The 26,276-nt window shown below is 49.8% G+C and carries 21 protein-coding genes and 1 tRNA gene; 15 read left to right on the top strand and 7 right to left on the bottom strand.

Annotated features, from left to right (window positions below):
• Positions 1 to 442: 442 nt before the first annotated feature.
• Positions 443 to 1,414 carry a TerB N-terminal domain-containing protein gene (locus PHI12_02965; GenBank protein ID MDD5509762.1) on the bottom strand — a complete coding sequence of 324 codons (972 nt, stop codon included), beginning with the start codon at positions 1,412 to 1,414 and terminating at the stop codon, positions 443 to 445.
• Positions 1,415 to 1,495: 81 nt separating this feature from the next.
• Positions 1,496 to 3,280: an AAA family ATPase gene (locus tag PHI12_02960; GenBank protein ID MDD5509761.1), complete on the bottom strand. Its 1,785-nt coding sequence runs from the start codon at positions 3,278 to 3,280 to the stop codon at positions 1,496 to 1,498.
• Between the two features lie 328 nt (positions 3,281 to 3,608).
• Between PHI12_02960 and PHI12_02955 the strand changes: the two genes are divergently transcribed.
• From PHI12_02955 to PHI12_02920, 8 genes are all read left to right on the top strand, one after another.
• On the top strand, positions 3,609 to 4,835 hold the full coding sequence (locus PHI12_02955) for a DNA repair exonuclease (protein ID MDD5509760.1): 1,227 nt from the start codon (positions 3,609 to 3,611) through the stop codon (positions 4,833 to 4,835).
• A gap of 2 nt (positions 4,836 to 4,837) precedes the next feature.
• Positions 4,838 to 7,582 carry an AAA family ATPase gene (locus PHI12_02950; protein MDD5509759.1) on the top strand — a complete coding sequence of 915 codons (2,745 nt, stop codon included), beginning with the start codon at positions 4,838 to 4,840 and terminating at the stop codon, positions 7,580 to 7,582.
• Positions 7,583 to 7,888: 306 nt separating this feature from the next.
• A tRNA-Arg gene (locus PHI12_02945) sits at positions 7,889 to 7,961 on the top strand.
• A 157-nt stretch (positions 7,962 to 8,118) separates the two neighbouring features.
• Positions 8,119 to 9,579 (top strand): hypoxanthine phosphoribosyltransferase, encoded by a 1,461-nt coding sequence (gene hpt, locus PHI12_02940; GenBank protein ID MDD5509758.1) that lies wholly within the window; start codon positions 8,119 to 8,121, stop codon positions 9,577 to 9,579.
• A 324-nt stretch (positions 9,580 to 9,903) separates the two neighbouring features.
• Complete coding sequence (locus PHI12_02935; GenBank protein MDD5509757.1) at positions 9,904 to 10,344, top strand: Fur family transcriptional regulator; 441 nt, start codon at positions 9,904 to 9,906, stop codon at positions 10,342 to 10,344.
• 33 nt (positions 10,345 to 10,377) lie between these two features.
• Positions 10,378 to 11,328, top strand: a complete 951-nt coding sequence (locus PHI12_02930) for a zinc ABC transporter substrate-binding protein (GenBank protein ID MDD5509756.1) — start codon at positions 10,378 to 10,380, stop codon at positions 11,326 to 11,328.
• Positions 11,329 to 11,333: 5 nt separating this feature from the next.
• A complete protein-coding gene (locus PHI12_02925; GenBank protein ID MDD5509755.1) occupies positions 11,334 to 12,104 on the top strand; it encodes an ABC transporter ATP-binding protein in 771 nt (256 codons plus the stop codon).
• On the top strand, positions 12,101 to 12,928 hold the full coding sequence (locus PHI12_02920) for a metal ABC transporter permease (GenBank protein ID MDD5509754.1): 828 nt from the start codon (positions 12,101 to 12,103) through the stop codon (positions 12,926 to 12,928). The genes PHI12_02925 and PHI12_02920 overlap by 4 nt, the downstream gene beginning before the upstream one ends.
• Positions 12,929 to 12,974: 46 nt before the next feature.
• Here PHI12_02920 and PHI12_02915 read toward each other — a convergent pair whose 3' ends face one another.
• On the bottom strand, positions 12,975 to 14,102 hold the full coding sequence (locus PHI12_02915) for an InlB B-repeat-containing protein (GenBank protein ID MDD5509753.1): 1,128 nt from the start codon (positions 14,100 to 14,102) through the stop codon (positions 12,975 to 12,977).
• A gap of 377 nt (positions 14,103 to 14,479) precedes the next feature.
• On the opposite strand from PHI12_02915, the gene PHI12_02910 reads away from it, so the two are divergent.
• From PHI12_02910 to phoU, 7 genes are all read left to right on the top strand, one after another.
• A complete protein-coding gene (locus PHI12_02910; protein ID MDD5509752.1) occupies positions 14,480 to 15,175 on the top strand; it encodes a response regulator transcription factor in 696 nt (231 codons plus the stop codon).
• A gap of 2 nt (positions 15,176 to 15,177) precedes the next feature.
• Positions 15,178 to 16,929 (top strand): ATP-binding protein, encoded by a 1,752-nt coding sequence (locus PHI12_02905; GenBank protein MDD5509751.1) that lies wholly within the window; start codon positions 15,178 to 15,180, stop codon positions 16,927 to 16,929.
• A 97-nt stretch (positions 16,930 to 17,026) separates the two neighbouring features.
• Complete coding sequence (locus tag PHI12_02900; GenBank protein MDD5509750.1) at positions 17,027 to 17,944, top strand: phosphate ABC transporter substrate-binding protein; 918 nt, start codon at positions 17,027 to 17,029, stop codon at positions 17,942 to 17,944.
• Between the two features lie 20 nt (positions 17,945 to 17,964).
• Entirely contained in the window at positions 17,965 to 18,897 is a 933-nt protein-coding gene (gene pstC, locus PHI12_02895; protein ID MDD5509749.1) for a phosphate ABC transporter permease subunit PstC, read from the top strand.
• Between the two features lie 7 nt (positions 18,898 to 18,904).
• A complete protein-coding gene (gene pstA / locus PHI12_02890) occupies positions 18,905 to 19,765 on the top strand; it encodes a phosphate ABC transporter permease PstA (protein MDD5509748.1) in 861 nt (286 codons plus the stop codon).
• Positions 19,766 to 19,800: 35 nt separating this feature from the next.
• Complete coding sequence (gene pstB / locus PHI12_02885) at positions 19,801 to 20,583, top strand: phosphate ABC transporter ATP-binding protein PstB (GenBank protein MDD5509747.1); 783 nt, start codon at positions 19,801 to 19,803, stop codon at positions 20,581 to 20,583.
• A 19-nt stretch (positions 20,584 to 20,602) separates the two neighbouring features.
• Positions 20,603 to 21,271 carry a phosphate signaling complex protein PhoU gene (phoU, locus tag PHI12_02880; GenBank protein MDD5509746.1) on the top strand — a complete coding sequence of 223 codons (669 nt, stop codon included), beginning with the start codon at positions 20,603 to 20,605 and terminating at the stop codon, positions 21,269 to 21,271.
• Positions 21,272 to 21,311: 40 nt separating this feature from the next.
• On the opposite strand, the gene PHI12_02875 is transcribed toward phoU, so the two are convergent.
• The 4 genes from PHI12_02875 to PHI12_02860 form a co-directional block, all read right to left on the bottom strand.
• Positions 21,312 to 21,971, bottom strand: a complete 660-nt coding sequence (locus PHI12_02875) for a DUF4956 domain-containing protein (protein ID MDD5509745.1) — start codon at positions 21,969 to 21,971, stop codon at positions 21,312 to 21,314.
• Positions 21,972 to 22,007: 36 nt separating this feature from the next.
• The gene (locus tag PHI12_02870; GenBank protein MDD5509744.1) at positions 22,008 to 22,778 is read right to left on the bottom strand and encodes a VTC domain-containing protein; all 771 of its coding nucleotides are present in this window, start codon (positions 22,776 to 22,778) and stop codon (positions 22,008 to 22,010) included.
• A gap of 11 nt (positions 22,779 to 22,789) precedes the next feature.
• Positions 22,790 to 24,118, bottom strand: a complete 1,329-nt coding sequence (locus tag PHI12_02865; GenBank protein MDD5509743.1) for a CotH kinase family protein — start codon at positions 24,116 to 24,118, stop codon at positions 22,790 to 22,792.
• Between the two features lie 342 nt (positions 24,119 to 24,460).
• Positions 24,461 to 26,239 (bottom strand): histone deacetylase family protein, encoded by a 1,779-nt coding sequence (locus tag PHI12_02860; protein ID MDD5509742.1) that lies wholly within the window; start codon positions 26,237 to 26,239, stop codon positions 24,461 to 24,463.
• Positions 26,240 to 26,276: the final 37 nt, after the last annotated feature.

The following is a 26,276-nucleotide window of genomic DNA, read 5'->3' as shown; positions in this document are numbered from 1 at the left end:
CACAGCCTCAGGCCAGTGTCGCTCAAAGTTTAGCCCGAAGGCGCGACGAGAAGAGAGTATCTTGAATTCACGTTCCAATTCGGCACCCAACCGGGGGTCTTTAGCCTTGGCTTGTGCGATTAGATCTGTGAGTCGAGACATGTAACTCCCACGGTTTGATTGGAAACCCGTTAAGAAAAGTCCTTTTGATTACCCCGATTATACTCCCATCGTTAAGACTGAACAAGGAGTCACCTTTTTGGGTAAGGAATGATAGTTCTTCCCGATGCACGAAACGTCAGAAAGTAGAACAAGGCAACAATGTCAACTGTAGAGTGAAATGTAATTGCAGTGGCTCGGTACTTGGACGTAGCCGAACAAAGGAATGTGGTACAGCTTCTGAGAGCATTACATGAAAGGATGTTTAAGGTACAAATCTGTTAAGGCGGAGCCTTTAACAAAATCATGTTCTTGTTTGTGTATTGTTCCCCCTCTTTTCTTTCTTCCAATTCTTAAATCTCTCGCTGGTTATAGTAAAAACATTTTTGAGTTCATTCGTCAGTCTTTCGTGTGCGTAGAAGTTTGGCAGATCTGGTGCTCTTATATTACTTGGTAGTGAAGTATTTGCAAATAAGGGATACCGAGCGCATGTGGCTTCATCAACATCGTAATTTTTCGCAAAAGGAAAGGAATCGACAGCGAAACGTTTGGTCAATGTCTCCAAAAGGAATTTTTTAAATTGATGGCGGTTTTCTCTGAAGTACCTCTTGTTTAACCCTGACATTCTGTCGAAAATTAGCATCAGGTTTTCTACAGACAGATTGTAGTTATTGTAATATGCAATTAGAAATAGGGAATTACCAAAAGCTGATATTTCATTGTTGCTCTGTAATTCTGTTAATTTGTCAGGTCTTTTCACTAGTAATGACGAATTCACCAAAGAGGACTCGCTATATCCCAAGAATGACTTATGCCGATGAAATCTTCTTAGTTTTAGTATTTCATCATAAGCTCTATCGAATTTACCAGTCAACAGTTGCCTTTCCAGGCCGTAATAATATATAAATACGTATCCAATATCCACTTCTTCAGTCACATCCTGCAACCAATTAAGATATACCCATCGTTGTTCTGGTCTCAAGGCAGCATAACTCGGGTAATATCCGAGGGCCTCTACACTATCAGGTCTGGTTGGCTTCTTGATTGGTAGTTTCAGGAAAATTGTACTTGGATCGTCGCTTTCATTGTTACTGAATTTGATTTCACCATCATAGAATGAAATTGAAATTGATATGGATAAGCCTACCGAAATATTCTTTGGATCCTTGTCGGAAATAAATAGAAGGTCTAGGTTAGGAAATGTGAACCCCTTTAGTACTAGTTGATTCCCAGTTTTAGCGAGACTACTTATTGTAGTAATTTCGCTTGATTTCACCAAGTTAAACCTCTTCATTATCACTGCTATTTAATCATCTCTCTTAATTAATGATACACTGCCATATAATTACTAGGCGTTCTAGTCCGAATCTACCCAGTTTAGAAGGTCTACAATTCCATGGTAATCGGCAATAGTCTGCTCGCATCCATTCTGTTGAATATTCTGCGCACAGTCAGCCCAAGCACTCTCCCCCTTTTTATCTATACCTAGGTGATCTTCAATAGTCCCCTTCTTCCACAACCAAATGCTCTGTTCTTTAAGTTTATCGTGGAGGTTGGAAATATATACTCGCGCCTCATCTAATGTAGCCAGCAGAGCGAATGCATCGCTAGCAGACATGCTTTCACTTCTTTTAGGGAAGCCGTCCTCGGCTAATGCAAACCCACATTGGGCGGATACTTCTGAGCAGACTCTACAACACCCAGCTATGTCTGCGTCGTCGTTACTTAAGAATTCTGCCTTCGTGGCGGTTCGAAATGCATAATCCAAATCCACTAAGGCCTTAGCGGGAATACCTATAGCATCGAGAATGCGCAGTCCCTTTGCGGTATTTCCGGATCCGCCAAGGCTGACAAGGGCGATTTTTCTAGTACTCAGCGCATATCCCTTGATACGATGGAAAATATCAGGCAGCAATTTTTCTTCCGTGGGTCCCTCTGCTATCAGCACACGATCTGAAAATAGTATTTTGCTAGAATTGCTTAACTCAAACAATATTCGTGCCTGACTCGGGGCGTCGTTTACGATTTCAGTAATCGCATCTGTAAGCCGTTTCCGAGTATGTGTACCCTGTTCGATTGTTTTGCATACAATAAGCGTATTCCCTATGTCCTCTTTTTCTATCATTTGTGGCGAATGGGTGGCAAAAATTACTTGATAACCTTGCCTCGCCAATGTCTTTAAAGCAAGCCGAACTTGTTCGATTGCCTGTGGGTGAAGATATAATTCTGGCTCGTCAATAAGTAAGAGCGTTCTAGCAGCATCTTGGGCATCGCCACGTACCTTCATCTCGGCAAGATATCGTACTAGGGCCATTTGGATTGAGCGTTGGGCACCATGCCCTACCTGGTTAATATCTCTTCCTACGGTCTCACCTTCTTCGAATACTCTGATCGTCCCGTCTTTGAATAGAGCCTTAAATTCGGGCGTAGGCACATGCAAACGAACTGCTATCCCAGGGAAAATATCTTGCAGTTTGTCATTTGCTCCTCTATCGAACTGGTTGAGTTCGGGTGCTCTTTCGGCGCCCTCGGCCTCAAGTCGCTGTCGTATTCCATCCAGCGTTTGGCGAATCTCAGTACCATGCTGTTGTTCAATAGGCTCCATGATCTCTGCGATAAGCTTTCCTATAGTAGTTCCTGATTTTGACTTTCCTATGTCTTCAGTTGCATCTTCCATGGCACCGATTTCAATCGGTTCGGGGAAAAGGACTTTGATCGCGGCATCAATACCTGTCGGATTTCTAGACCAAGCGTTTTCTGAGTCCTCATCGCTAATAGATGGATTGCGTACTTCAAGAACAATGCTATTAACAGGTTGGCCGGGTGAAGCTTGTGTGCGCCTGATTCCTAATGTACCATCTGTGCAAAAATTCCGGACACGATTTCTGTGCGTCTCTGCAAGCTTGTCTAGTAGCTCAGGCGTGATACCAGTAATGGTACTAGCGACAATTACAGGTGATTGGGGATCATTGAAGTCTATAGCACTTAGAGAATATGGCCTAAGTAACCAGCGAATTGAGGTGAGAATGTTCGATTTACCTCCATTGTTGTAACCCACTAAGGGAGTAAATTCTGACAAAGGGAATGTGGCGTGGATACAAGACCGGAAATTATGAGCGGTTATCTCTGAGATGCAGTGCATTTCGATACCTCATACTACAATTGTGGTAGTTGACACTTTAGTTGTTCAGATAGTTCTTGTCAACTCTTGGAAGTGTCCATAAGCAATGGTATCTAGTATTCGATTACTAGATCTGGTAGGGAAAGTGGGTCTTAATGTGGAATACCGTATTGACTTACGTCACTAAAAGCTTTATCATACCGCTTACTACAGCCAAAAACCATACTGACGGAGTAGGACTGCACATGTGACATCTTAGGGAATTCTTTAGAATTTGCTACTTACAGAAAGACGTCCTTTATGTGCAAATTCTTTTTAGTTACGCTCGAACAACGAGGGATACAATTTTATGAAGATTAGCTTCATTCATACTGCTGACTTGCACTTGGGGCTCCGTTTGACACGTTTTAAGAAGAATTGTGCGGATAAGATACGAGGTGCACGTATACAAGCACTGGAGAGAATTCTGGTGGAGGCAAAAGGCCACGCAGTTGATTTTATCATAATCGCAGGTGACCTCTTCGATGATATCAGCATTGACTCAACCACATCGCGAAGGACATTCTATATTCTTGAGAGTTCGACTGTGCCAGTATTCATACTCCCAGGAAACCATGACCCCGCAATACCCGGATCAGTTTGGGAAAGAGAACCTTGGTGCCAAGAACAGAAAGAACGAGTCAGAGTATTATCTAGCCGACAACCGCTTGAGGTCAAAGCTGGCGTGATGCTATTCCCTTGCCCGGTCTTTCGTAAGACTTCATTGGAAGACCCCACTCTGTGGATACCACCTCGGTCTACATCTGAAGACGATAACGTGATACGTATCGGTGTCGCTCATGGTAGTATACGTGACAGAGAGAACTTGCCTGATGACGACCATCTCATAGATAGAAACGCTGCTGAAAATAAAGGGTTGGACTACCTTGCACTGGGTCATTGGCACAAGATGGGTTTCTATAATGATAGTGATGGTACGTGTCGTACCACCTATCCAGGTGTACATGAGCCGATGTGTTTCCGTGGCGTTGATAACCCGTACACCGGTTGGGTTCCTTATGCCTCTGGCGCGAATAGGGAAGTTTTCTTTGACGAAGGACCGGGTGAGGTGCTTCTTGTTACCATAGATGGACCACGTGTAGAACCTCAAATTGAGCGCTTGAATGTTGGACACTTGAAGTGGAAGAGTGAAGTCTACACGATCCTCTCGGAGAAAGAAGTAGGGCAACTGATTTCTGAAATCGCAACCCGCCCGACTCCAGAGCGCTCACTAATTAGACTTCGTCTTGAAGGTGTTCTAAACGCTAAAGCAATGCTGCGACTAGATGAACTTAAGGATGTATTGGAAGAACGGTATCTTCATCATGAGATTGACATGAGTAGGCTTCATCTAATGCCAGAAGAAGAGGAGATACGGGAAGTTGCCGGAAGAGGAGTCCTACGTGGTGTTCTCGAAGATCTCATTACTGAAGCCAAAACTACCGCCACGGTTCAGCCAGAAGAGATTCTCTCAAGGCAATCCGTTGCCGAGCGAGCAATAATGCTTCTCTACCAAATAGCTAAAAAAGAGGAGTAACAATGATTCTACGTGCAATTGAGGTAGAGAACTGGCGTTGTATAGACCAAGCAAAGCTGGTTAACCTACCTGACGGTATCATCATACTACACGGACCAAATCGCAGCGGCAAATCCAGCCTATTTAAGGCTGTGCGTAGTTGCCTATATGACTTTGACCACGATTCAGGAAATAGAGAAATCCAAAATGCGATCCCTCGGGGAACAAAGAAGACTCCGAGAATAGTGGTGGAATTTGAAACGGGTGGTGCCCATTATAGGATCTTAAAAGTATTTTCTAAAGGTAAGCAAGGTACAGCTTTGCTCGAGCGATGGGCGAATGGACGCTGGGTAACAGAGATTAGTGATCCTAAAGAGGCTAGTCGTCGTGTAAGGGAACTACTGGGCTCCTACTCATCAGAGCAAGGTTTGAATCATCTTCTATGGCTGGAACAAGGTGTAACCACACCCCCCAAAGAGAGAGAATTAGATGAAACACTGGAGAAACGACTCGAAAGTATCTTGGGAACATTGGTAACATCAGAGGATATAGACTTTAAGAAAGCATTAGACAAACGTTGCTCCATTTGGTTTACCGAGAAGATGGCAGAGAAAAGCACCTCGCCATTGGCAGCACTGCGTCGGGACAATGAACAGCAGGAAGCGTCGCTACTAGAAGCTGGGAAAAAACTGGCGCAAGTAGAAGAGACTACCCTACGTCTTGAAGAGATCGAAACAGAAATCCCAACCTATGAGAAGCAAGTGGCGGAGTCGGAGGAAGAAGTTGTAAACCTTAAGGCAGAACAAAAACAGTCTCAAGAACGCCGCCAGGCACACGAGAAAGCGATTGGAAAACTGGAAATCTCAAAAGTAGCGTTCAATACATGTGAGAAAGAATGTATTGACTTTAAAAAGCTACAAAGTCAGTTGGTAGAGGCAGAAAATCAGCTTATTGCATACAATGCTTCTGTTGAAAGCGCCAAAGAGAAATGCGAAAGTGCAAAAACGTCTCAGCTCGAAGCCGAGTCAAAGGCAAATGAAGCGCGTGACCTTGAGGATACACACAGCCAACAGAATGCTGAACTGCAAGACAGACGGAAACTAGTGAATGCAACTAATAGGATAGCCTGGTTGGACAAAACAATTGAAAAGACGTCAGCAGTTGAGCACGAAATAACTGAACTCAAGGACAGAATAGTAAAAACGCCTGCGCCATCTAAGGATGAGCTCGATAAACTCAGAGCGTTGTCAACTGAGATCCTCAGACTCAAGACACAACTAGAAGCCGATGGTTTGGACATAGTTCTGACTAGCACGAATGACCAAACTGTGCCAATATCATGCGACTCTGGAGATACGGAAGAAGTTAGCCTTTCGGGAGGGGTACCTAAGTCCATTTCTATCCAGCAGCGTGCTGTTCTAGAGATACCACAGTTCGGTAAAATCGAAGCAGGTAGGCGCGTGCGGGATTTCAATCTTGATGAGGCAGCTCGCCGATGTTCCTCACTTGAAACACAGTTCCGGGACACCACTACAGCATGGGGTGAAGATCCAAATGCAGAGGAAGTGCTTAATCGTCTTTCTCAAAGAAGTCTGACCCGTAACCATCTTGAAGAACGCCTCGAGGAAAGTAGAGTAAAGTTGAGTGATTTGTCCCCGGAAGGTGTTACGGACTTAGTTTCTGAACGCAATAAAAAGAAGTCGGAAATAGGCATTGTTCTAAAGAGAAGACCTTATCTGAAGGAGTGGGCACCTGACGAAGCGGAGTTCAGTAAATTCGAAGAGGCTTATCAGCAAAAAGTCAAGGAATTAGCTACTACCCGCAAAAAAGCTGAGACGTTCGCTGCTGAGGCCAGGCAAACTTCACAGAAACAGATTGAAAAGTATATGAGTGCCAAAGAAGCGGTGACTAGAGCACAAGCTACCGTTGAAAACCTACGAGATCAACTCAAGAATATGGGTGACTCAGTCTCCATAAAAGAGGCGCTTGAGAAAGCAAAAGAGCGGAAGATAGAAGCAGAGAAAGAGGTATCTGATACAACTCTCACTGAAGCAGAAATAACTGTTGACGAGAGACTGCAAGCAGCAACAAGTGCTCTTGAAAACAGGCAAAAGCGACTAGTGACTGCCCAGCGAACTTTCGAAGGATATCGGGGTGAACTAAAAGCTACCGAGGGACTCCATGCCGAAATTGCGGAGGCTGAGCGAGCTCTCGAAGAGGTTACAGCTAGGCTAGAGGAGGCAACTCTGGAGGCCGAAGCTCACAAACATCTCCGTCAACTTTTCGACCATGCACGTGACTCTCAGGTAGTAAGTAAAACTGATCCAATAAGAGAGCGAGTACTGGGCTGGATTCGAGGTCTTGGGATTGATGATTACAGGGATGTCGCATTTGAACAGTCTTACTTTCCCACAGGACTTGTCTCCGTCGAAACAGGAGATAATGAGGTAGCAATCCCATTCTCAGAGGAGTCTTTTGGTACTGAGGAGCAATTATCGCTATTAGTCCGATTGGCGCTTGGCGGCATCTTAGCCAAGGATGAAGCCGAAGTAGCAATACTTGACGACATCTTGGCTCATTCCGATCCTATCAAACACCGCGGTATGCTTGACATCTTGAAGTCTGCGGCGAAGGGTAAACCAGCATATCAGGAAGGTCAACGGCAATTTGGCCAGCTACAGCTCTTTATTCTCACATGCCATCCTGAGAGGTTCGACTATCTTACCGACGCAAAGCAGATCGACTTCGTACACGATTGCAGGTATTAAGTGCAAGGTGACACCTACTCAAAGCATTGCACCCGGTGAATTGAACTTTTCATCGTTTTGTGACCCCGCATTCCGTCAAGTTGTGACTTCATAGATTATCCGGCTCCAAAATGCCCGGCTGTAATTTACGCTTCTAGTGAGCCTCGCCTGGTTTTCGAACTTGCTTATCGAGCTCTTCAAGAGACGGCTGCCTCTCGCTTTGACCGGGCCTTTACCGGAAAGTATAATGACCATCAGGAAGATTTGCCGGAAAAGAATAACCAAAAGTAGACATAACCCCGGGAATCGACTACAATTTAGCTTCAAGCGCCTATAGCTCAGTGGATAGAGCATTGGTCTTCGGAACCAAGGGTCGTGGGTTCGAATCCCTCTAGGCGCGTATTCAACTTACCCCATCTTGCCGACACCCCGGCAATTTTACGTAATCAGACTGCTTTCATTCCGGCATTTCTATTGTATAATAAGGTCAATAAGATTCGGGGGAAAGGAATGGAATTCCTGGAAATACCCGGGGAACGGGGGGAAAGGGAACCGGCTTGGCGATAAGCAAGGAAAAAGCCTACTACAAAGCAGCCTGCAGAGCAGTTGCGGCGGTAAATACCGAGTTGCTGCCTAGGGAAGTACTCAAAAAAATCGTGAGAAGCATTGCCGTGGCCATGAAGGCGGGCGTATCCGTGCTTACCTTCGACCCCGAGAACAAGAGGCTGGTCCATCGGGCTACCTGGGGCTTACCCCATGCTTATCTGCACAAGGGCCTGCTCAGCTCCGACGCCAGTCTCGGCGAAGTATACGCCAGGGAACCGGTAGTTATCCTCGACTCCAGCCAGGACAAGCACATTCAATATCCCCGCGAGGCCGTCGAAGCGGGTATTAAGTCGGTAATAGGTGTGCCGATAAAAAGGGGGGAGCTCACCCTGGGCAGTCTCAGGGTTTATGCTAAAAAACAGTACGAATTCAGCAACCAGGACATCAAGTTCCTGCAGACCATGGCCGGGCTAAGCGGCATAGCTCTGTACACGGAATCGCTGAACCGGCCGGAGAAGGGACAGAAAGCGAAGGGCGGCCCGGAAGATATCAAGGTGTGCCTGCAGCAAAGCACCATGGTCAACTTCGCCCATCCCAGCGAGAAGGAGTTCGCCGACATCCTGGATTTCTACAACATCGACTGGGTGTACGAACCCCGGTCGTTTGCTCTGACAAGGAAGGAAGAGACGGTGGTAGAGATGTTCACCCCGGACTTCTATCTACCCAGGCTTGATCTTTATGTCGAGCTGACCACAATGCGGCAGAGACTGGTAACGAAGAAGAACCGCAAGCTAAGGCGCCTGAGGCAGCTCTATCCCGATATCAACATTACCCTGTTGTACAAGAAAGACTTCGACCGTCTGCTAGCCAAATACGGACACGGCCCGCTGGCACAAACCAGAGCCCGCGGGATCGGCAGCATACTGTACTCGGCCCCACAAATCCAGGAGAGAGTGGCAGACCTGGCCAGGCAGATATCAGCAGACTATAAGGAAAGCCGCCCGGTTATGGTCGGCATTCAACGCGGCTTCCTCTGTTTCATGGCCGACCTGATGAGGCAGATAACAGTCCCCCTCGATATAGACTTCATGGCGATATCGCACTACGGCGGGGATGAATACGTCATTAAGATAACCAGGGACCTGGACCTGAATATTACCGGCAGACATGTCCTGATCATAGAAGACATCATCGATACCGGAATGACGCTGAGCTACCTGTTGAACCATCTGCACGCCAAAGGCCCCGACAGCATCAAGGTATGCACGCTGTTCGACAGACCGGCACGCAGGATCGCCAACATACACCTGGACTACGTGGGTTTCCAAATACCCGACGAGTTTATCGTCGGCTACGGGCTGGACTACCAGGAAGAGTACCGGAACCTACCCTTCGTAGGTATAGTAGATTTAGGCAAACAGACCCGGCAGAATGATGGGGCAGGGAAAGAAAAAAAGAAACGCCCCAAGTGATTTCGCTTCTGCAATCCTCCGGATCAGTTACTTCCGTTTACCCTGCGGTACCCAGTTACTTCTTTTCTGAAGGATCACAATTGCTCGACCACTTGGAGCAACTATAAGCATCTCATATTCACAGCAGCATGTCAATGCCGCTGAGTACCAAAAGAAGACAACAACCATACCATGCAATACATCGAAACTGTTATTTAATCCCTCAAACTTCCCCTTTCGACTTCCCAGCTTCAGGGATCCGATGATGTCTTTATTTGACACAGTGCCGAGGCCATGGTACTATACGTCCATAGTTACAAACGAAAAGAGTTTTCATTTATAGTCATGAGATTATCGGAAAGAAAAATCTCCAGCATAATGAGGCAGCGCGGATATAAACTGACCCCGCAGCGGCGGGCGGTGCTAAAGATAATCATGGGGAGCGACAACCATCTTACTCCGGAAGCAATATACCAAAGCGTAAGAGACGAGCATCAAAATATCGGCCTGACCACCATCTACCGCACCATCAATATTCTTTCCGATCTGGGGCTGATCTGCGAAGTTCATACCGCAGGCAGCGGCCGCAGCTATCTGGTCCGGAGACCCCTGGAGCATCACCATCACCTGGTATGCTCCGGGTGCAACAGGGTCGTCGACTTCAGCAACTGCGACCTGGCCGACATCGAGCGAAAGCTGTCGGAAGGAACCGGGTTCAAGATCGAAGAACATCTCCTCGAATTCACCGGCATCTGCCCCGACTGTCAGCAGACGGCCGGCACCTAGAGTTTCCATAACAAAGCCAATCGGGGTCTTATTTTGCCAACAACCGAAAACCATCATCGATTACAGAATGAAGGTAAGATGCAGGGAACTCGCCGGAAGGCGTTTCCCCTGATCCTGGCAGCGCTGTTTACAGCATCGTTGCCGGCAGCGGCTGTTTCCTGCGCTGAGCATGCGGAACCGGCAACGGAACTGGGAGTAGTGGTCACCGTACTGCCCCAGGCTGAATTCGTGGAGAGCATCGGCGGGGAGAGGGTCGACGTTACCGTTATGGTGCCGCCGGGAGCAAGTCCTCATACCTACGAACCGACGCCGGGGCAGATGGAGAAGCTGGCCCGGGCCAGGATGTATGCCGAGGTGGGCTCAGGAGTGGAATTCGAGCTGAGCTGGATGGACAAGCTTAGCGCCGCAAATCGAGACATGCTCGTGGTCGACTGCTCGCAAGGCATCCAGCTCCAGGAAACGGCGGCCGAACACGAAGATGAGGAGCATGAGCACGGAGCCATGGACCCGCACATCTGGATGTCACCGCGCAACGCCCAGGTCATGGTGCAGAATATCGCCAGCGGTCTGATAGCAGTAGACCCGGATAACCGCGACTACTATGAGCAAAACCGCGATGCCTACCTGCAGGAGCTGATACAACTGGACCAGGATATCGCGGAAGGCTTATCCGGAGTAGAAAACCGGGTGTTCATGGTCTATCACCCCTCATTCGGCTATTTCGCCCGGGATTACGACCTCACCATGCTGCCGATTGAAGACGAGGGCAAGGAGCCAACGCCGGCCGGACTGGCCCATCTGATCGAACAGGCCCGGGAATTCGACGTAAAGGTGGTCTTCGCCTCACCCCAGTTTAATCCGAACGGCGCCAAAGTCATTGCCAATGCCATCGACGGCAGGGTCGTCTTGATCGACCCGCTGGCAAGAGACTATGTAACGAACCTGCGCATTTTGCTGGGCGAGCTAGTGCAGGCGATGGAGTGAATAACATGGCACAGCCGGCCGTCTTAGAAATCGAAGACCTCTGGGTGAAATACGACGGTACCGTCGTCCTCGAGGCAGTTGACCTGTCGCTGTATCACCGCGATTTCCTCGGCATCATCGGTCCTAACGGCGGAGGCAAGACGACTCTGCTGCGAACCGTACTGGGGCTGATCAACCCCGACCGGGGCAAGGTCCGGGTGATGGGAAAGCCTGCCTCCGATGTTAATGTTCGCGGGCACATCGGCTATGTTCCCCAGTACAGCCTCTTCGACCGGGATTTTCCGGTAAACGTACGGGATGTCGTCCTGATGGGAAGACTGGGCGCTAAAAGGCTGTTTCATAACTACCGTGCCGCGGATATCAATGCTGCCCGGCAAGCACTCAAATCGGTCGACATGCTGGAGTACCAAGACCGCCAGATCGGCCGGTTGTCGGGCGGACAGCAGCAACGCGTCTTTGTGGCACGGGCCCTGGTCGGCGAGCCGAAGCTGCTGCTGCTCGATGAGCCGATGGCCAGCGTCGACACCGCCATGCAGGAAGGGTTTTACCAGCTGCTGGCCAGGCTGAAGAAAGAGATGACGATAGTGATAGTTTCCCACGACATCAGCGCCGTCTCGATATACGTCGACAAAATAGCCTGCCTTAACCGCCGCCTTTTCTACCACGGCACTAAAGAAATCAGCGCCGACGATTTGGAAGCGACCTATCAGTGCCCGATACAGATGATAGCGCACGGCATACCCCACCGCGTCCTGAAAAAGCACGGGGACAGATGATAGAAATATTACAGTATGAATTCATGCAGAATGCCTTTTGGGCCGGATTGCTGGCGGCTATTGCCTGCGGCATTATCGGCACCTATGTCATAGTAAAGCGGATGGTCTTTATCAGCGGCGGCATTGCGCACGCTTCCTTCGGCGGTATCGGCATCGGCTACTTCATGGGCATCAACCCCATCATCGGGGCGCTGGTATTTACGATTGCCTCAGCCCTGGGCATGGGGGCCCTGGTACGCCGCACCAAACTGGCAGAAGACACCGCCATCGGCATCTTCTGGTCGATAGGTATGGCGCTGGGCATAATATTCATTGCGTTAACGCCGGGCTATGCCCCGGACCTCTTCAGCTACCTGTTCGGCAATATCTTAACAGTACCCGCTTCGGACCTGTTACTGATGATTGCCCTGGACGGGGTCATAATCCTGGTAGTCAGCCTGCTCTATAAGGAATTTGCCGCGCTTTCGTTCGATGAAGAATTCGGCAGGGTGGTGGGACTGCCCGTAGAACGCCTGTATCTGACACTGCTGTGCTTAATTGCCCTAACCGTGGTGCTGCTGATTAGAATCGTCGGCATCATTCTCATTATCGCCCTGCTGACGATACCGGCGGCAATGGCACGCCGCTTCACCAGCAATCTGAGGAAAATGATGATGCTGGCTGTCGGGCTGGGGATCGGCTTTACCTTCGGGGGACTATGGCTTTCCTACGCCGTCGATTTGCCCTCGGGAGCCACCATAATTCTGGTCGGCGGCGGGGTATTCCTGATTACTCTCGGCTTTTTGAAGCTGAAAAACAGGAAACGGGAAGCGAAGCCGGTTTAACACTCAACTATGAATCATGAACCTGATGTTCTGCGCTTACTTAACATCAATCACCCAGCGATCTGAACATCGCCATGGCCTTATCATAGATGGTATGAAGAGCCCTCCACCAGGACGGTTCAGCCTGGGAAAAGTTGGCGGTAACGGTCTTATCCGAGCTCACGGTGACTATCGTCACGGCTGATTTAGAGTCGGCTACGTCACCGCTCCACCCGTCAAACTGCCAGCCCTCACCGGGAGTGGCTGTGATAGTGACCACATCGCCCTCATTGTAATCGTGAGTTCCAGCCGCAGGCTGGACGGACCCGATACCGTCTACCCCCAGAGAGAGGGTATGCACTATCGGGGTAAAGTTGGCGGTAACGGTCTCATCCGAACTCACGGTGACTGTCGTCACGGCCGATTTAGAGTCGGCTACATCACCGCTCCACCCGTCAAACTGCCAGCCCTCACCCGGAGTGGCTGTGATGGTGACCACATCGCCCTCATTGTACTCGTGAGCTCCAGCCGCAGGCTGGATAGACCCGATGCCGTCTACCCCCAGAGAGAGGGTATGCACTATCGGGGTAAAGTTGGCGGTAACGGTCTTGTTCGAACTGACAGTGACCGTCGTCACGGCCGATTCGGAGTTGGTTACATCACCGCTCCACCCGTCAAACCGCCAGCCCTCACCGGTAATGGCTATAACGGTAACCACGTCACCCTCACGGTACCGGTGGGTTCCCACCACCGGTTTAGTAGATCCGCTGCCGTCTACCCCTAGAGAGAGGTTATGCACTATCGGGGTAAATTCGGCGGTAACGGTCTTATCCGAACTCACAGTGACAGTCGTCGTGGTCAAGTCGGGGTTAGTTACTCCGCCGCTCCACCCGTCAAACTGCCAGCCCTGATTCGGAACGGCCTTGATGGTGACAACTTCACCCTCATTATACTGATAAGCTCCAGCCGCAGGCTGGATAGATCCGCTGCCGTCTACCTCAAGAGAGAGGGTATGCACTATCGGGGAAAAGTTGGCCACGATGAGAGAATCATGAGTAACATTAACTGATACCGGGTTCTCAGTACCGGTTAAATCGCCGCTCCAGTTGTTAAAGTAATATCCCGGAGCCGGTATTGCCTCGAGATCAACAAACTCCCTGCCATAGAACCGATGACTGGCCGGAAAAGCTTCCAGGGAAGACCCGTTTAATGCTATTGAGCCACTGCCTGCCGGGCCAACGTCTAAATCTAAATATTCCGCCGTCGAACTCGACGACCCACCGCTGCTGCAGCCTCAGCCATAAGCCGGCTTAGCCGAGACCAGCGGCAACGACAAGAGAGCCAGCAGACAGCCAACGAATAACCAAAACCATGGTTTACCAGCTAGTTTCAGTCCCATATTTTCATTAACTCCACTAATATGATCGAACCACTCTTATATTTAAGATATCAACACGGGAATTCTGTGTCAAATTTTATAAAAAAGGTTGATAACGTTTTCGTGTTCTTTAAGCATACAGCCGGCTGTGGTATGCTAACGTATAGTTAAGCGGACGGCCAGGACTGGGCAGCATGGCGGAAAGAACTGTACTGATAGTAGAAGATGACAGGGCCTTACTCGATGTCCTCAAATTTAACCTAACCAAAGAAGGATATCATGTTATTACCGCACTTGACGGCAGCCAGGCGCTTGAGGCGGCACGACAAAAACAGCCGGACATTATTCTGCTCGATGTAATGCTGCCGGAGATCGATGGATTTGACGTATGCCGTATCCTGCGCCAAGAGATGACGACGCCCATTCTAATGCTTACCGCCAAAGACAGCGAGATCGACAAAATCGTCGGCCTCGAAGTCGGGGCTGATGATTATCTTACCAAACCTTTCAGTATGAGGGAGCTCCTGGCTCGCATTCGAGCGATGTTGCGGCGATCCGAGATGGTCGAGACGAAACCGTCAAAGCAGGAAATGTTTATTCGAGCGGGTGAGCTAGAGATTGACAAAATGCGGCACCAGGTAAGCATTAGAGGCCTGGCATTAAAGCTGACAACGATGGAGTTTAACCTGCTGCTCTTCCTGGCTGAGAATAAAGGAATAGTCTTTAGCCGGGAGCAGCTTCTGGAAAAAGTTTGGGGTTATGATTATCAGGGAGAAACACGCACCGTAGACGTCCATATCCGCTGGCTCAGAGAGAAAGTAGAGGCCGATCCGGGAAAACCCGAGCATCTTATTACGGTAAGAGGCGTGGGCTATAAACTAGAGGATTGAAGGTGTTCCGCAGTATTCAATGGCGAATAGCAGTACCATTCGTCTTGCTTATTCTGGGCAGCATGGTCGGCCTGGGATTCTATCTGGTTAGCTCGGTTAGAGAAACTCAAACCGATAACCTGCGCATCAGACTCGAGGCTGAAGCCATGCTTATTGCCGAGACCAGCCGCCCTATCTTATTGAACTCCGAAGATAATAGCCTCGACGAGCTAAGCAAGACACTGGGAGAGCGTATTGAAACCAGAGTTACCATTATCGCCCGGGATGGCACGGTGCTCGGTGATTCTCAAGAAGACCCCCGGACTATGGAGAATCACGCCGGCCGCACTGAAGTAATAGATGCTCTGGAGACGGGGCGGGGGGAGAGCATTCGTTTCAGCACTACACTCGGCCAGCGGTTGATGTATGTTGCGGTGCCGATCACCGATCAAGAGCAGGTGTTCGGGGTAGCCCGTGTCGCGTTACCCATGACGGAAGTCGACGGTACCATAAGCAGGGTGACCAATACTATTATAGTGGCAACCGTGATCGCCGGCGCGGTGGCTGTATTAGCCGGGCTATTCATCGCCCGGGCAACGACACAGCCCATAAAAGAGGTTACCAGGGCAGCCAGAAGAATTGCCGCAGGAGAGCTCGATCAAAAAATCGATATCCCTGCCGGTGATGAATCAGGACAACTGGCACAGGCTTTCAACGAGATGTCATTGCATTTAAAAAAGACGATGGGCGCAATATCCGATGAGAGAAATAAGCTATCGGCCATCCTGTCCAGCCTGGCAGACGGTATCATAATAACAGATGACGGAGGAGAAATTATACTCGTCAATCCAGCCGCCGAAAGGCTGTTAGGATTCAAGAAGAACAAGGCTTTGGGCCGGCAATTCATAGAGGTTGTCCGCGATTACGAAATAGACGAGCTTTTAGGATTATGCCTCAAGACAAAAAGCGAACAGACCGCTCAAATTGAGGTAGGAACGCCCGGTCGATTTCTCCGGATTATAGCGATACCCCTTAATATCAACAGACCGACCGGAGCACTGGTTTTGTTCCAGGACCTCACCGAACTGAGAAACCTGCAGACAATGCGGCGAGAACTGGTGGGCAACATCTCCCACGAGTTAAGGACGCCGTTAACCACCATCAAAGCAATCGTGGAAACACTCAAAGACGGCGCTGTCGATGATCAGGAAGTGGTTAGAGGCTTTCTAACCAGCATTGACGGTGAAGTAGACCGTATGACACAGATAGTGGCCGAGCTCACCGAGCTATCACGTATTGAGACCGGGAAAGCCGAGCTGAATCTGGAGAAGACGGAGCCTAACCAGCTGCTGAAAGAGGTCGTGGCCCGGTTGAGCCCCTACGCCGAGCGGCAGGGTATTGCTATTACCACCGATCTCACCGAGAATCTGCCGCCCGTCAATGTCGACAGAGAACGAATTCGACAGGTAATGACTAATCTGATCCATAACGCCGTTAAGTTCAGCCCGCAGGGAAGCGAAGTAACGATTTCAATCAGACAAGAGGGCTCGAGTGTTTCGGTCAGTATCGCTGATAATGGGATAGGGATTGCCGAGAAAGATTTACCGCACGTTTTCGAAAGATTCTACAAGGCAGACAGGTCGCGTTCGGGTGGCGGTACCGGGTTAGGTCTGGCCATTGCCAAGCATATAGTACAGGCTCACGGAGGCAAGATTTCAGCCCGGAGCGAGGAGGAAAAAGGTTCTGTCTTCAGTTTTACCCTGCCTCTTCTTTAGACCCCATCAGATTTAACAGAAATTTAACAGGCGCTTAAACTCGTCTTAAACTCCGCCTGCTATGATGGGGTTAAAGGATAAAGGAGGATAAATATAATTGAGAATCAAGAAATGGCATAAGTGGTTAATCTTATCAACCTTGCTGGTAGGCGGTCTTAGCCTGTCCGGTTGTGCCGGCAACCCCGGGCCAGCGCCAGTCACTCCATCACCGGGTACAGAGCTATCCGGCACCTTCAGTATAGTCGGGTCAAATACGGTAACACCCATTACCTCGGTATGGGCCGAGGACTTCATGACGATAAATCCCGGTGTGAGAATCTCTGTCAGCGGTCCCGGTTCCGGAGCGGGTATAGCAGCCCTGATAGACGGTACTACCGAAGTATGTCAGGCATCACGCAAGATCAAATCGCTAGAGATTGAACAGGCTGAGTCAAAGGGGGTATACCCCTACGAGATTCATGTAGCTACCGATGCCCTGTCGGTAGTAGTGCATCCGTCCAACCCGGTATCCGAGTTGACCATCGCCCAGATTTCAGCTATCTATGCCGGCCGGATAACTAACTGGAGTGAACTCGGTGGTAACGATGCCGAAATCGTGGCTATTTCACGGGATACCAACTCCGGTACCCATGTCTTCTTCAAGGAGCACGTGGTACAGATGCAGGGACTGCCTACCGAAGACAAGAGCCTGGAGTATGGACCTGATGTACTGATGCTGCCATCGACTGAAGGGGGAGTGTCGGAAACGGCCGGCAACCCTAATGCCATCTTTTACCCCGGATTAGGCTATCTCACGGATGAAGTGAAGCCCTTGGGTATTAAGATTACTACCAATGACAACGGTATTCTCCCCAGTGTGGAAACAGCTCTGAATGGAACATATCCTATTGCCAGGCCGCTACTCTACTATACTGATGGCGAGCCGGAGGGTATCATCAAGGCTTTCATCGACTACTGCCTTTCGGCAGAAGGTCAGCTAAAGGTAAATGAAGTGGGCTACGTCCCGCTGCCATAAAGTAGAGGGGAAATATGCTAATGCGAAGCATATCAGCTGTCATCGCCGCAGCCGGTAAAGTCGGGGGGCTGCGGCGTCGGCGTTCGGGCGAGAGGTTCATCGAGGGGTGGATTCTCCTTGCCGGAATACTGGCCATAGTAATTCTACTGGGGATCGTCTTCTTTCTGATACGAGAAGGTGCGCCGATTTTTCTTCACACGAATCCGTGGCAGTTTTTCTCAGGAGCCAAGTGGTACCCGGTATCCGAGCCGCCCACCTTCGGCATATTGCCATTCCTGGTATCCACGATGATCGTCACTATGGTATCAACAGCGATTGCGATACCTATCGGAATCGCCTGTGCTGCTTACCTTGCTGAGGTCGCTTCACCGAGGGTAAGAAACATGGTAAAACCCCTCGTTGAACTGCTGGCGGGGATACCATCGGTAGTGATGGGTTTTATCGGTCTCATGATATTGTCGCCGCTGGTTCAGAGCACCTTTAACCTCAATACCGGGCTGACCGGATTTTCCGCAGCGATCATGTTGTCGATGATGAGTCTGCCCATTATTATCAGCGTTTCTGAAGATGCTCTGCGAGCTGTCCCCGATGATTTCAAGCAGGCATCCTATGCTCTCGGCGCAACTCGGTGGGAAACAATCAGACACGTATCTATACCGGCCGCCTTATCCGGTATTACCGCAGCCGTGATGCTGGGTGTAGGTCGTGCTATCGGTGAGACAATGACGGTCCTAATGGTAGCCGGCGGTGCTCTGGCAGTACCCCAATCACCAACCGAACCGATGATGCCGATGACGGCAGCCATTGCCTCCGGAATCGGCAATGCCGTACGTGGTGGCCTACAGTACCAGGCACTATTTGCCATCGGCCTGGTCTTATTCTTCATTACACTGGGGGTTAACCTTATCGCCAGCAGGGTTCTGGAACGTCAAAAACGAAGGTTTGCGAGGTAGCGATCAGATGAATAGTCCACGATCATCACGTCAATTTTCACAGCGCGCTGCCTTCGGGCTATTGGGCCTGGCTACCATCGTCGTCATAGCCATCGTATCGTTTATCATCATCTACATAATCGCTAATGGCGCCGGAGTAATCGACTGGGCGTTTCTTACTCAGCCTCCGACAGAGGCAGGCAAGGCCGGAGGCATATTCCCGGCCCTGATAGGCACTTTCTTACTTATGCTGGGTACGGTTTTATTCTCCCTGCCGATAGGCGTATCGGCCGGTATTTACCTCTCCGAGTATGCTAAAGACAACCGGATAACCCGCATTATTAACCTGGCCATCCTCAACCTGGCCGGTGTTCCCAGTATCGTTTACGGGCTTTTCGGCTTAGGCCTGTTTGTGATGACATTCCAATTCGGCATGTCGCTAATTTCGGCCAGTCTAACCCTGGCCTGTCAGGCACTGGCAATGGTGGTGACAACTTCCAGAGAAGCCATGCTGGCAGTACCGCGGGAATACCGGGAGGGGAGTCTGGCTATCGGGGCTACCAGGTGGCAGACGATCAGGCACGTGGTGTTGCCTCAGGCCTGGTCGGGAATTCTCACCGGGGTCATCCTGGCCATTTCTCGAGCGGCAGGAGAGACGGCCCCGATATTAGTAGTGGGGGCTGCTTTTCTGGTTCCCGGTCTGCCGCAGTCGCTCTTCGACCGCTTTATGGCCCTCCCTTACCACCTTTACACTGTGGCAGCTCACGTTCCCGGTATGCCCAAGGGCACGATGTGGGGTGTTGCCCTGGTACTGCTGGGAGTAGTTCTAGCCTTCAATATTGCTTCTGCCGTTATAAGATCAAGGTCCGGGCGAAGGAGTCACAGCTAATGAGTGTAAACTTAGCGGTATCAAATGATAGCAAGATGAGCCGGAATAACCGGGTAAAACTAAGAACGGAACAGCTAAACCTTTACTACGGTTCCTTCCAGGCATTAAGGGACGTTACTCTGGAAATACCGGAAAAGGCGATTACGGCTATCATCGGACCTTCCGGTTGCGGGAAATCTTCTTTCCTGCGTGTTTTTAACCGGATGAATGACCTTATTTCCAATGTCAGGGTAGAAGGGTGCGTGGAGCTTGAAGGCATATCAATATATCAGGAGTCTATCGACGTCGTCGATCTCAGGAAAAGGGTAGGCATGGTATTCCAAAAACCGAATCCTTTCCCCATGTCTGTATTCGAAAACGTGGCCTATGGCCCACGACGACACGGCATGAAGAACCGGGGTAAGCTTGAAGAAATTGTCGAGAGAAGTCTGCGTCAGGCAGCCCTGTGGGACGAGGTGAAAGACAAATTAGCCAATTCTGCCCTGGCGCTATCTGGGGGGCAGCAACAAAGGCTGTGCGTTGCCCGGGTCCTGGCGGTGGAGCCCGAGGTAATCCTGATGGACGAACCCTGCAGCGCCCTCGATCCGGTAGCGACACTAAAAATTGAGGACCTGATGAGGGTTTTGATTGAAGACTATACTGTGGTTATCGTCACCCATAATATGCAACAGGCAGCACGGGTATCGGATATGGCCGCTTTTCTCATGATGGCAGAGGATAGAGCCGGGGTACTGGTGGAATACGGCGCCACATCAACTCTATTCACAAATCCCAGAGATAAACGTACGGAAGACTATATTACCGGCAGGTTCGGTTAAATACCAGGAGGGGTTAATAATGGAAACGAGAACGGTTTTTCACAGAAGGCTGAGGGCGATTCAGGACGACGTTATGGCGATGGGAAGCATGGCAGAAAAAGCACTCGAGCGGTCCATCGAAGCGCTCAAGAACAGAGACTTGTCCCTCGCTCACCAGATTATTAAAGATGACCAGAAGATAAACAGTAAGCGATTCGGTATAGAAGGCGACTGTATCGGACTGATCGCTACCCAGCAGCCGATGGCCAGCGACCTGCGTATTATTATCGGCGTACTCAATATCATCGCCGAGCTGGAACGGATCGGTGATCATGCCGAAGGTATCAGCAAGATAGTGTTGATGATAGGAGACGAGCCGCCGCTTAAGCCGCTGGTCGACATCCCCCGTATGGCTGAAAAGACTATCAGTATGCTGAAACAGAGCCTGGATGCCTTTATCAACAATGACACCGAAACGGCACGCCGGGTCGCTGCTGAAGATGACGACGTGGATAATCTGTATTCCCAGGTTTTCCGAGAGCTACTCACCTTTATGGCCGAGGACCCCAAGACCATTACCAGAGCCACCCGGCTTATCTGGGTAGCTCACAACCTGGAGCGCAGCGCCGATAGAGTAACCAACATCTGCGAACGTATAGTATTTACCGTCACAGGGAAAATGGAGGAAATAGGGGTATCTAAGTACTAAATGACCTCATAACCGCCCACGCTTTCGATTTCAGCCGGTATTAGCTCACGAAAACCTCAATCCCCGACGTCCCTGCAATCTGGTTTAACTCATTTATAAAAGCCGGCCAGTCGAAATCTGCCCGACGTTTGTATTGGTAATTTAGGCTAATCCGATCATCAATAGTGGATATAGTCTCCAGATGCAAGCCTGTAAGCTTCTCCGAGAGGAAGGCCATCAGCTTCTTCTCTATTGATGGAAAAGAGCCTCGGTCAACAGCGATCATCAGATGTCCTCTTCCCAATAGAGTAACCCGGTTGCTTATTAACCTGTGTACCCCTAGAGCACCGAAGACAATAATAAACATTAAAGCAGTTATCAGGTAGTTACCGGTTGCGGCCCCTAGCGAGGAAGCAATCAACAGAAGTAGAAATCCTATCTCGGCTGGGTCTTTTACCGGCGTTCGGAAACGCACTATGGCAAGTGCTCCGAGTAACCCTAGACCGAGTGGTATAGAGGTCTGGATAACCAGGAATATCATTGTGATAACAGGGCCACCGACAAGAAAGGTGCGATGTACACCGGCCCCGATATGGCTAGAGCCGTAAAACAGGTTATATATCAAATAGGTAATGACAGCCCCTAACATCGAGAATCCGAGGGGTATAATGGCCTCTCTCATTTCTGGTAAGGATGCAAATAGATCAAATCCCTCTGGCATTTATTCCTCCTAGTATTATCATGTTATCATAGCTGACTATAGTTGGGTTATTCTCCCTGAGGGTGACAGGCGCCCCATAGAGCCGGGCTCTTCGAGGTGCGAATCGATACACGAGGAATATTTGGAGAATCTAGTCCAATCTACATATAACGTCCTCATTCGTATCAAACTGACAGGAAGATCCATAGCCAATCCTTTAATCTCTATAATACCGCCGGGTAACTCCAGCTCCTTTTCACCATTACCTTGTCCTGGCATTACCATCGTAGAACGAATATGACAATCAAGCGAAACCCGTTGCCCGGTCATAATCTCGCTAAAGCGATGACGCCAGTAGGATATCTTGATTACCGGGTGGAGCATCTCGTGCGGGAAATAGCCAAATCTTGCCAGGGTATCCATCAGCAGGGTTATAGGGACAATGCCTCTGACAAGATTACCTGGCGTCAAACTCACGGCCGGTACGGATAACTTCAGTCGTTGCTTGGTACTGGTGAAACCCCGCCTCGATTTCAGTTCAATGAACACGGACCGCATTCCATTCATATCCCTATCCTCACCGTACCAGCGGATGCGTACCTTATCTTTGTTATAGTCACCCGCAGCGGACCTTTCATGCTGTTCCAGGCCGGCAGTATCGAAGTAAAGACTATTTATCTGTTCGGAAAAATATTCTCTAGCCGGTAGACACATGTGCCGAAGAAGCCCATAAGCGATACCGGCTTCTTCAGGTACCAAATAATACTTACGTTCAAACCTCTCCGGCAATATATCTATAGTACCAAGCGACACATCGTGTAATTGCACTGCCAACTTGTCTACCTCCAAGTATCCAGAAAATCCCCGGCCACCTGATAACGCTCGTAAATACGGTTGATTAACCTCTCAACGCCCGATTCAAAAGCAGCCTCACCGGATTCTTCCGCAATATAGGGAGCAATCAATTCTGCCAATGTCCTGCACTTTACCTCCAGCTTAGCCGGGTCAAAAGGCCCCTCAATCGTTTCCCGGATATAATCTACGTAGCGGTTGTAGTAGATTGGGTCATCCAGCAGGTAGCGAATCAACGGCCAGTCCCGCCCTATCTCCTCTCTACCCAGGGATGCGCTGCTTTTCCCCTCACCCACTATGCCCAGTATCATATCATGGTCCCAGGATATCCAGGTAAGCAACTCGCTGTCAGGATCATTATAGAGGTAGAAATTATCTGGCCTGTCCCCGTACGTATCCCAGTGCTCGATGACAGCACTGATAGCCAGCCACTTGAGAAAGACGTCTACGTTAAATACCGACTCCAGACTTTCCTGCCAGGCCTCAGGATCAGATATACGCTCTTTCGAATGGAGGATGGCATACAATTTTTCAATATCACCCCAATCAGCTTCAGTTTCGTTGTTTTTCTTCACGAAGCCGTGTCGAATCAAATCGAATGTACCTTCTGCCAGGCTAACCCCCACGCTTTGTCCCTTGTAGATATTGCCTGATTTATCACCAAAGTAACGCTCAATGACTGTATGCTCAATGACCTCTATCGCCACATAAAGACCAAGGTTAACCGGACCTTCACCATAGTCCATGACGATTTCGTAATAGGCGGTCTCAGCGGCTACTAAACCCGCTTCTGCCAGAACGTCGGACATGATAACGTCACGCATATACGTCGGGTCAAAGATAGCATTCGCCATCGCCAGCTTCTTGAAACCATGGAACCGCTGGTTTTTGATTTCAGGGTATTTATCCTCAAACTTATCGAAGTTAAACCTCAAAGGTATCTTCAGTGTGCCACTGCCCCACTTTATAAGTGTCGAACTGCCCCTGTAGCGGATACCAACGTTGTTCCAAATCAGACCGTTGAATTCAATCTTAGCCGGTACCCAGATAGGGCTCTCCGGTTTCGTGTCAACCTGCTGGTTGGTTCCGGGGGCACCCAGTAGATCGGTCATATTTGCCTGCATTGCTTCCCAATCATCCGGGGAAATAGTGATCTTCATCCGGTTAACTTGATCCTGGGGGAAGACAATTTTATAGTTCGGATCTACATCGTCACCGTGAGTTTCTTCTGTCCATCCTTCCGGTCGAAGATACTGCTCCGTGGCGGGTGTGGTCCCCCTCTCTTGGAACAGTACTCCTGCAATTAACAAGGCCATTATGCCTGCAACAATAATTACTATACTAGCTACAAATTCTCTTTTGTTCATACCAATACTACATTATCATCCTCTTTAAGTGGCGTAGATGGGGAAATAGACACCAAATTCAGGTAAAAGCACCCAATCATCATTACCGTAGTAGTCTAACATCCTGTCATAAGCCTATCAAATCACTGTGCCTCCAACTGAATGCTGAGCGTTGTGCTCAAGACTGGAGTTTGCCCGAGTGGATGCACAAATGTCATTTTTGTGTGGTTCAGGATAACGATGGTAACAGCAACAATCCGGGCAGCTGTAGAAGCCGACAATACCACCCTGGCCCATCAAGTCACCCCGATACTATTCCATCGCCGGCTTTTTCCTGCCGGAGCGCGGGGGTAAGGTGAAAGAACCGGTCCAGAGCCCTTCGAAAAAGTGGCGGGCATTGATACCGAGCACCCTGGTATCGTAGCCTCCTTCCTGGACGACAATGGTCGGATAATGGAGCGAGCCAATCATCTTTCCTATAGTCTGGAAATCCTCGCCCTGTAAGCTCCAGCTACCCGTCGGGTCTTCTTTAGCCGTATCCAGTCCAAGGGTAACGATGAGAAATTTGGGTCTGAATCTGGCTACTCGCCCCAGTGCTCGACCCAGCACATTGAGATAGCGTTCATTACTGACATTCTCAGGGAGAGGAATATTGACATTATACCCCTTGCCGGGGCCGGCACCTTCCTCGCCTTCAAAACCACTGAAGTAGGGATAGGCAAAATTGGGGTGGCCGTGAATAGATACGGTCAAGACATCGGCACGCTCGTAGAATATATTCTGCTGTCCATTGCCGTGGTGATAGTCAATATCCAGTATGGCAACCTTACCATGAACACTCAAATACTCGGCAGCTACGGCCGCCGAGTTAAAGTAACAGAAGCCGCCGAAAGCACGCCTTTCGGCATGGTGACCGGGCGGCCTGACCAGGGCATAAGCCAGACGGTACCCGTCCAGAATCTCTTTCGCTGCAGTCAGAGCACAGTCTACCGCCCTTCTGGCTGCCAGATAGGCATTCCGATTTATCGGCGTAAAGGTATCGATGCAATAATAGCCTGCCCGGATGGAAAGCTCCTTGGGAGGGCGGGCGACATTACGAATCGGAAAGACGTAGGGATAAATGGACTTGTCCGGGTCGAGGTTAGTGCACACTTTCTTCAGGTAGTCAACAAACTGGCTGCGGTGGACTGCCTTGATTCGTTTTTCGGCGAAGTGCCGGGGGCTGACCTTGTGAAAAAGCCGGGTGGTCTCAAGCTCCTCCAGAATCGAGCTTATCCTTACCGGAGATTCAACGTAGCCACGCTCCTCGACATGATGAATGGCGTGTCGGTCGTTGATAACCAGCCTGATGCGTTTGTCAAGCGGCGGGGAAATCCTGACCGGTACCGGCGGCTTCTTCCTTACGTACCTCGGTTTTCTCAGTTTTACCGGGTCATCCTGAAACGACTCGACCACCATCTCAATGTAGTTCTGAGGGCAGACACCCTTATACTTTCGTTCCAGAATCACCCGGACAATAGCACGTGCTTCATCTCGCCCCAGAGGTCTACCCTGGCCCAGGTCATCATAAACCAGGTAAGGGGGATTATCGCCTCCAGGTTCTAGAGGGGTTTCGTAAGCGGTGTTGGCAATCGGCCTGGCACCGTATCTTTCATAGAAGCGCAGCCGAGCGACATTCTGCTTTCTGATTTCAGGGTTACGTGACAGCTTGGGATCATCCGGCAGGCACTCCAGGAAAAGCCCGACCGTTTTCAGGAAGAGGGCTTCTTCACAAACCCTCTCGTAGAGGGCACTGCCAATACCCTTACCAGTCTCTCGTTCGGCCGCGGATATGAAATCGAGGAAGCCAAAGTTAAGCACCGGCTCGTGAAAGAGAATGGCAAAACCCATCACCCTATCCTTCGAGTCCTCGGCCACAAAGAGAATGGCACGAAAGCGATACTTCAAAGGGTTGCGCAGTTGTTGGGGTAATTTGGCAATGTCCCTCCGGGACAGACCAGGAAACTGGGTGCGGAGGATTTCCTGAACCTGGCCAATTGCTTCTTCGTTCAGCGGAGTTACATTGTCGTAAACTCTACGAATTCTAAACACGCTCTTATCCCGCTTTTTTTCGACGCCGCAACACTAT

The sequence above is a fragment of the Dehalococcoidales bacterium genome, assembly GCA_028716225.1.
Lineage (GTDB): Bacteria > Chloroflexota > Dehalococcoidia > Dehalococcoidales > UBA5760 > UBA5760.
This window is presented reverse-complemented; position numbering and strand designations above follow the sequence as displayed.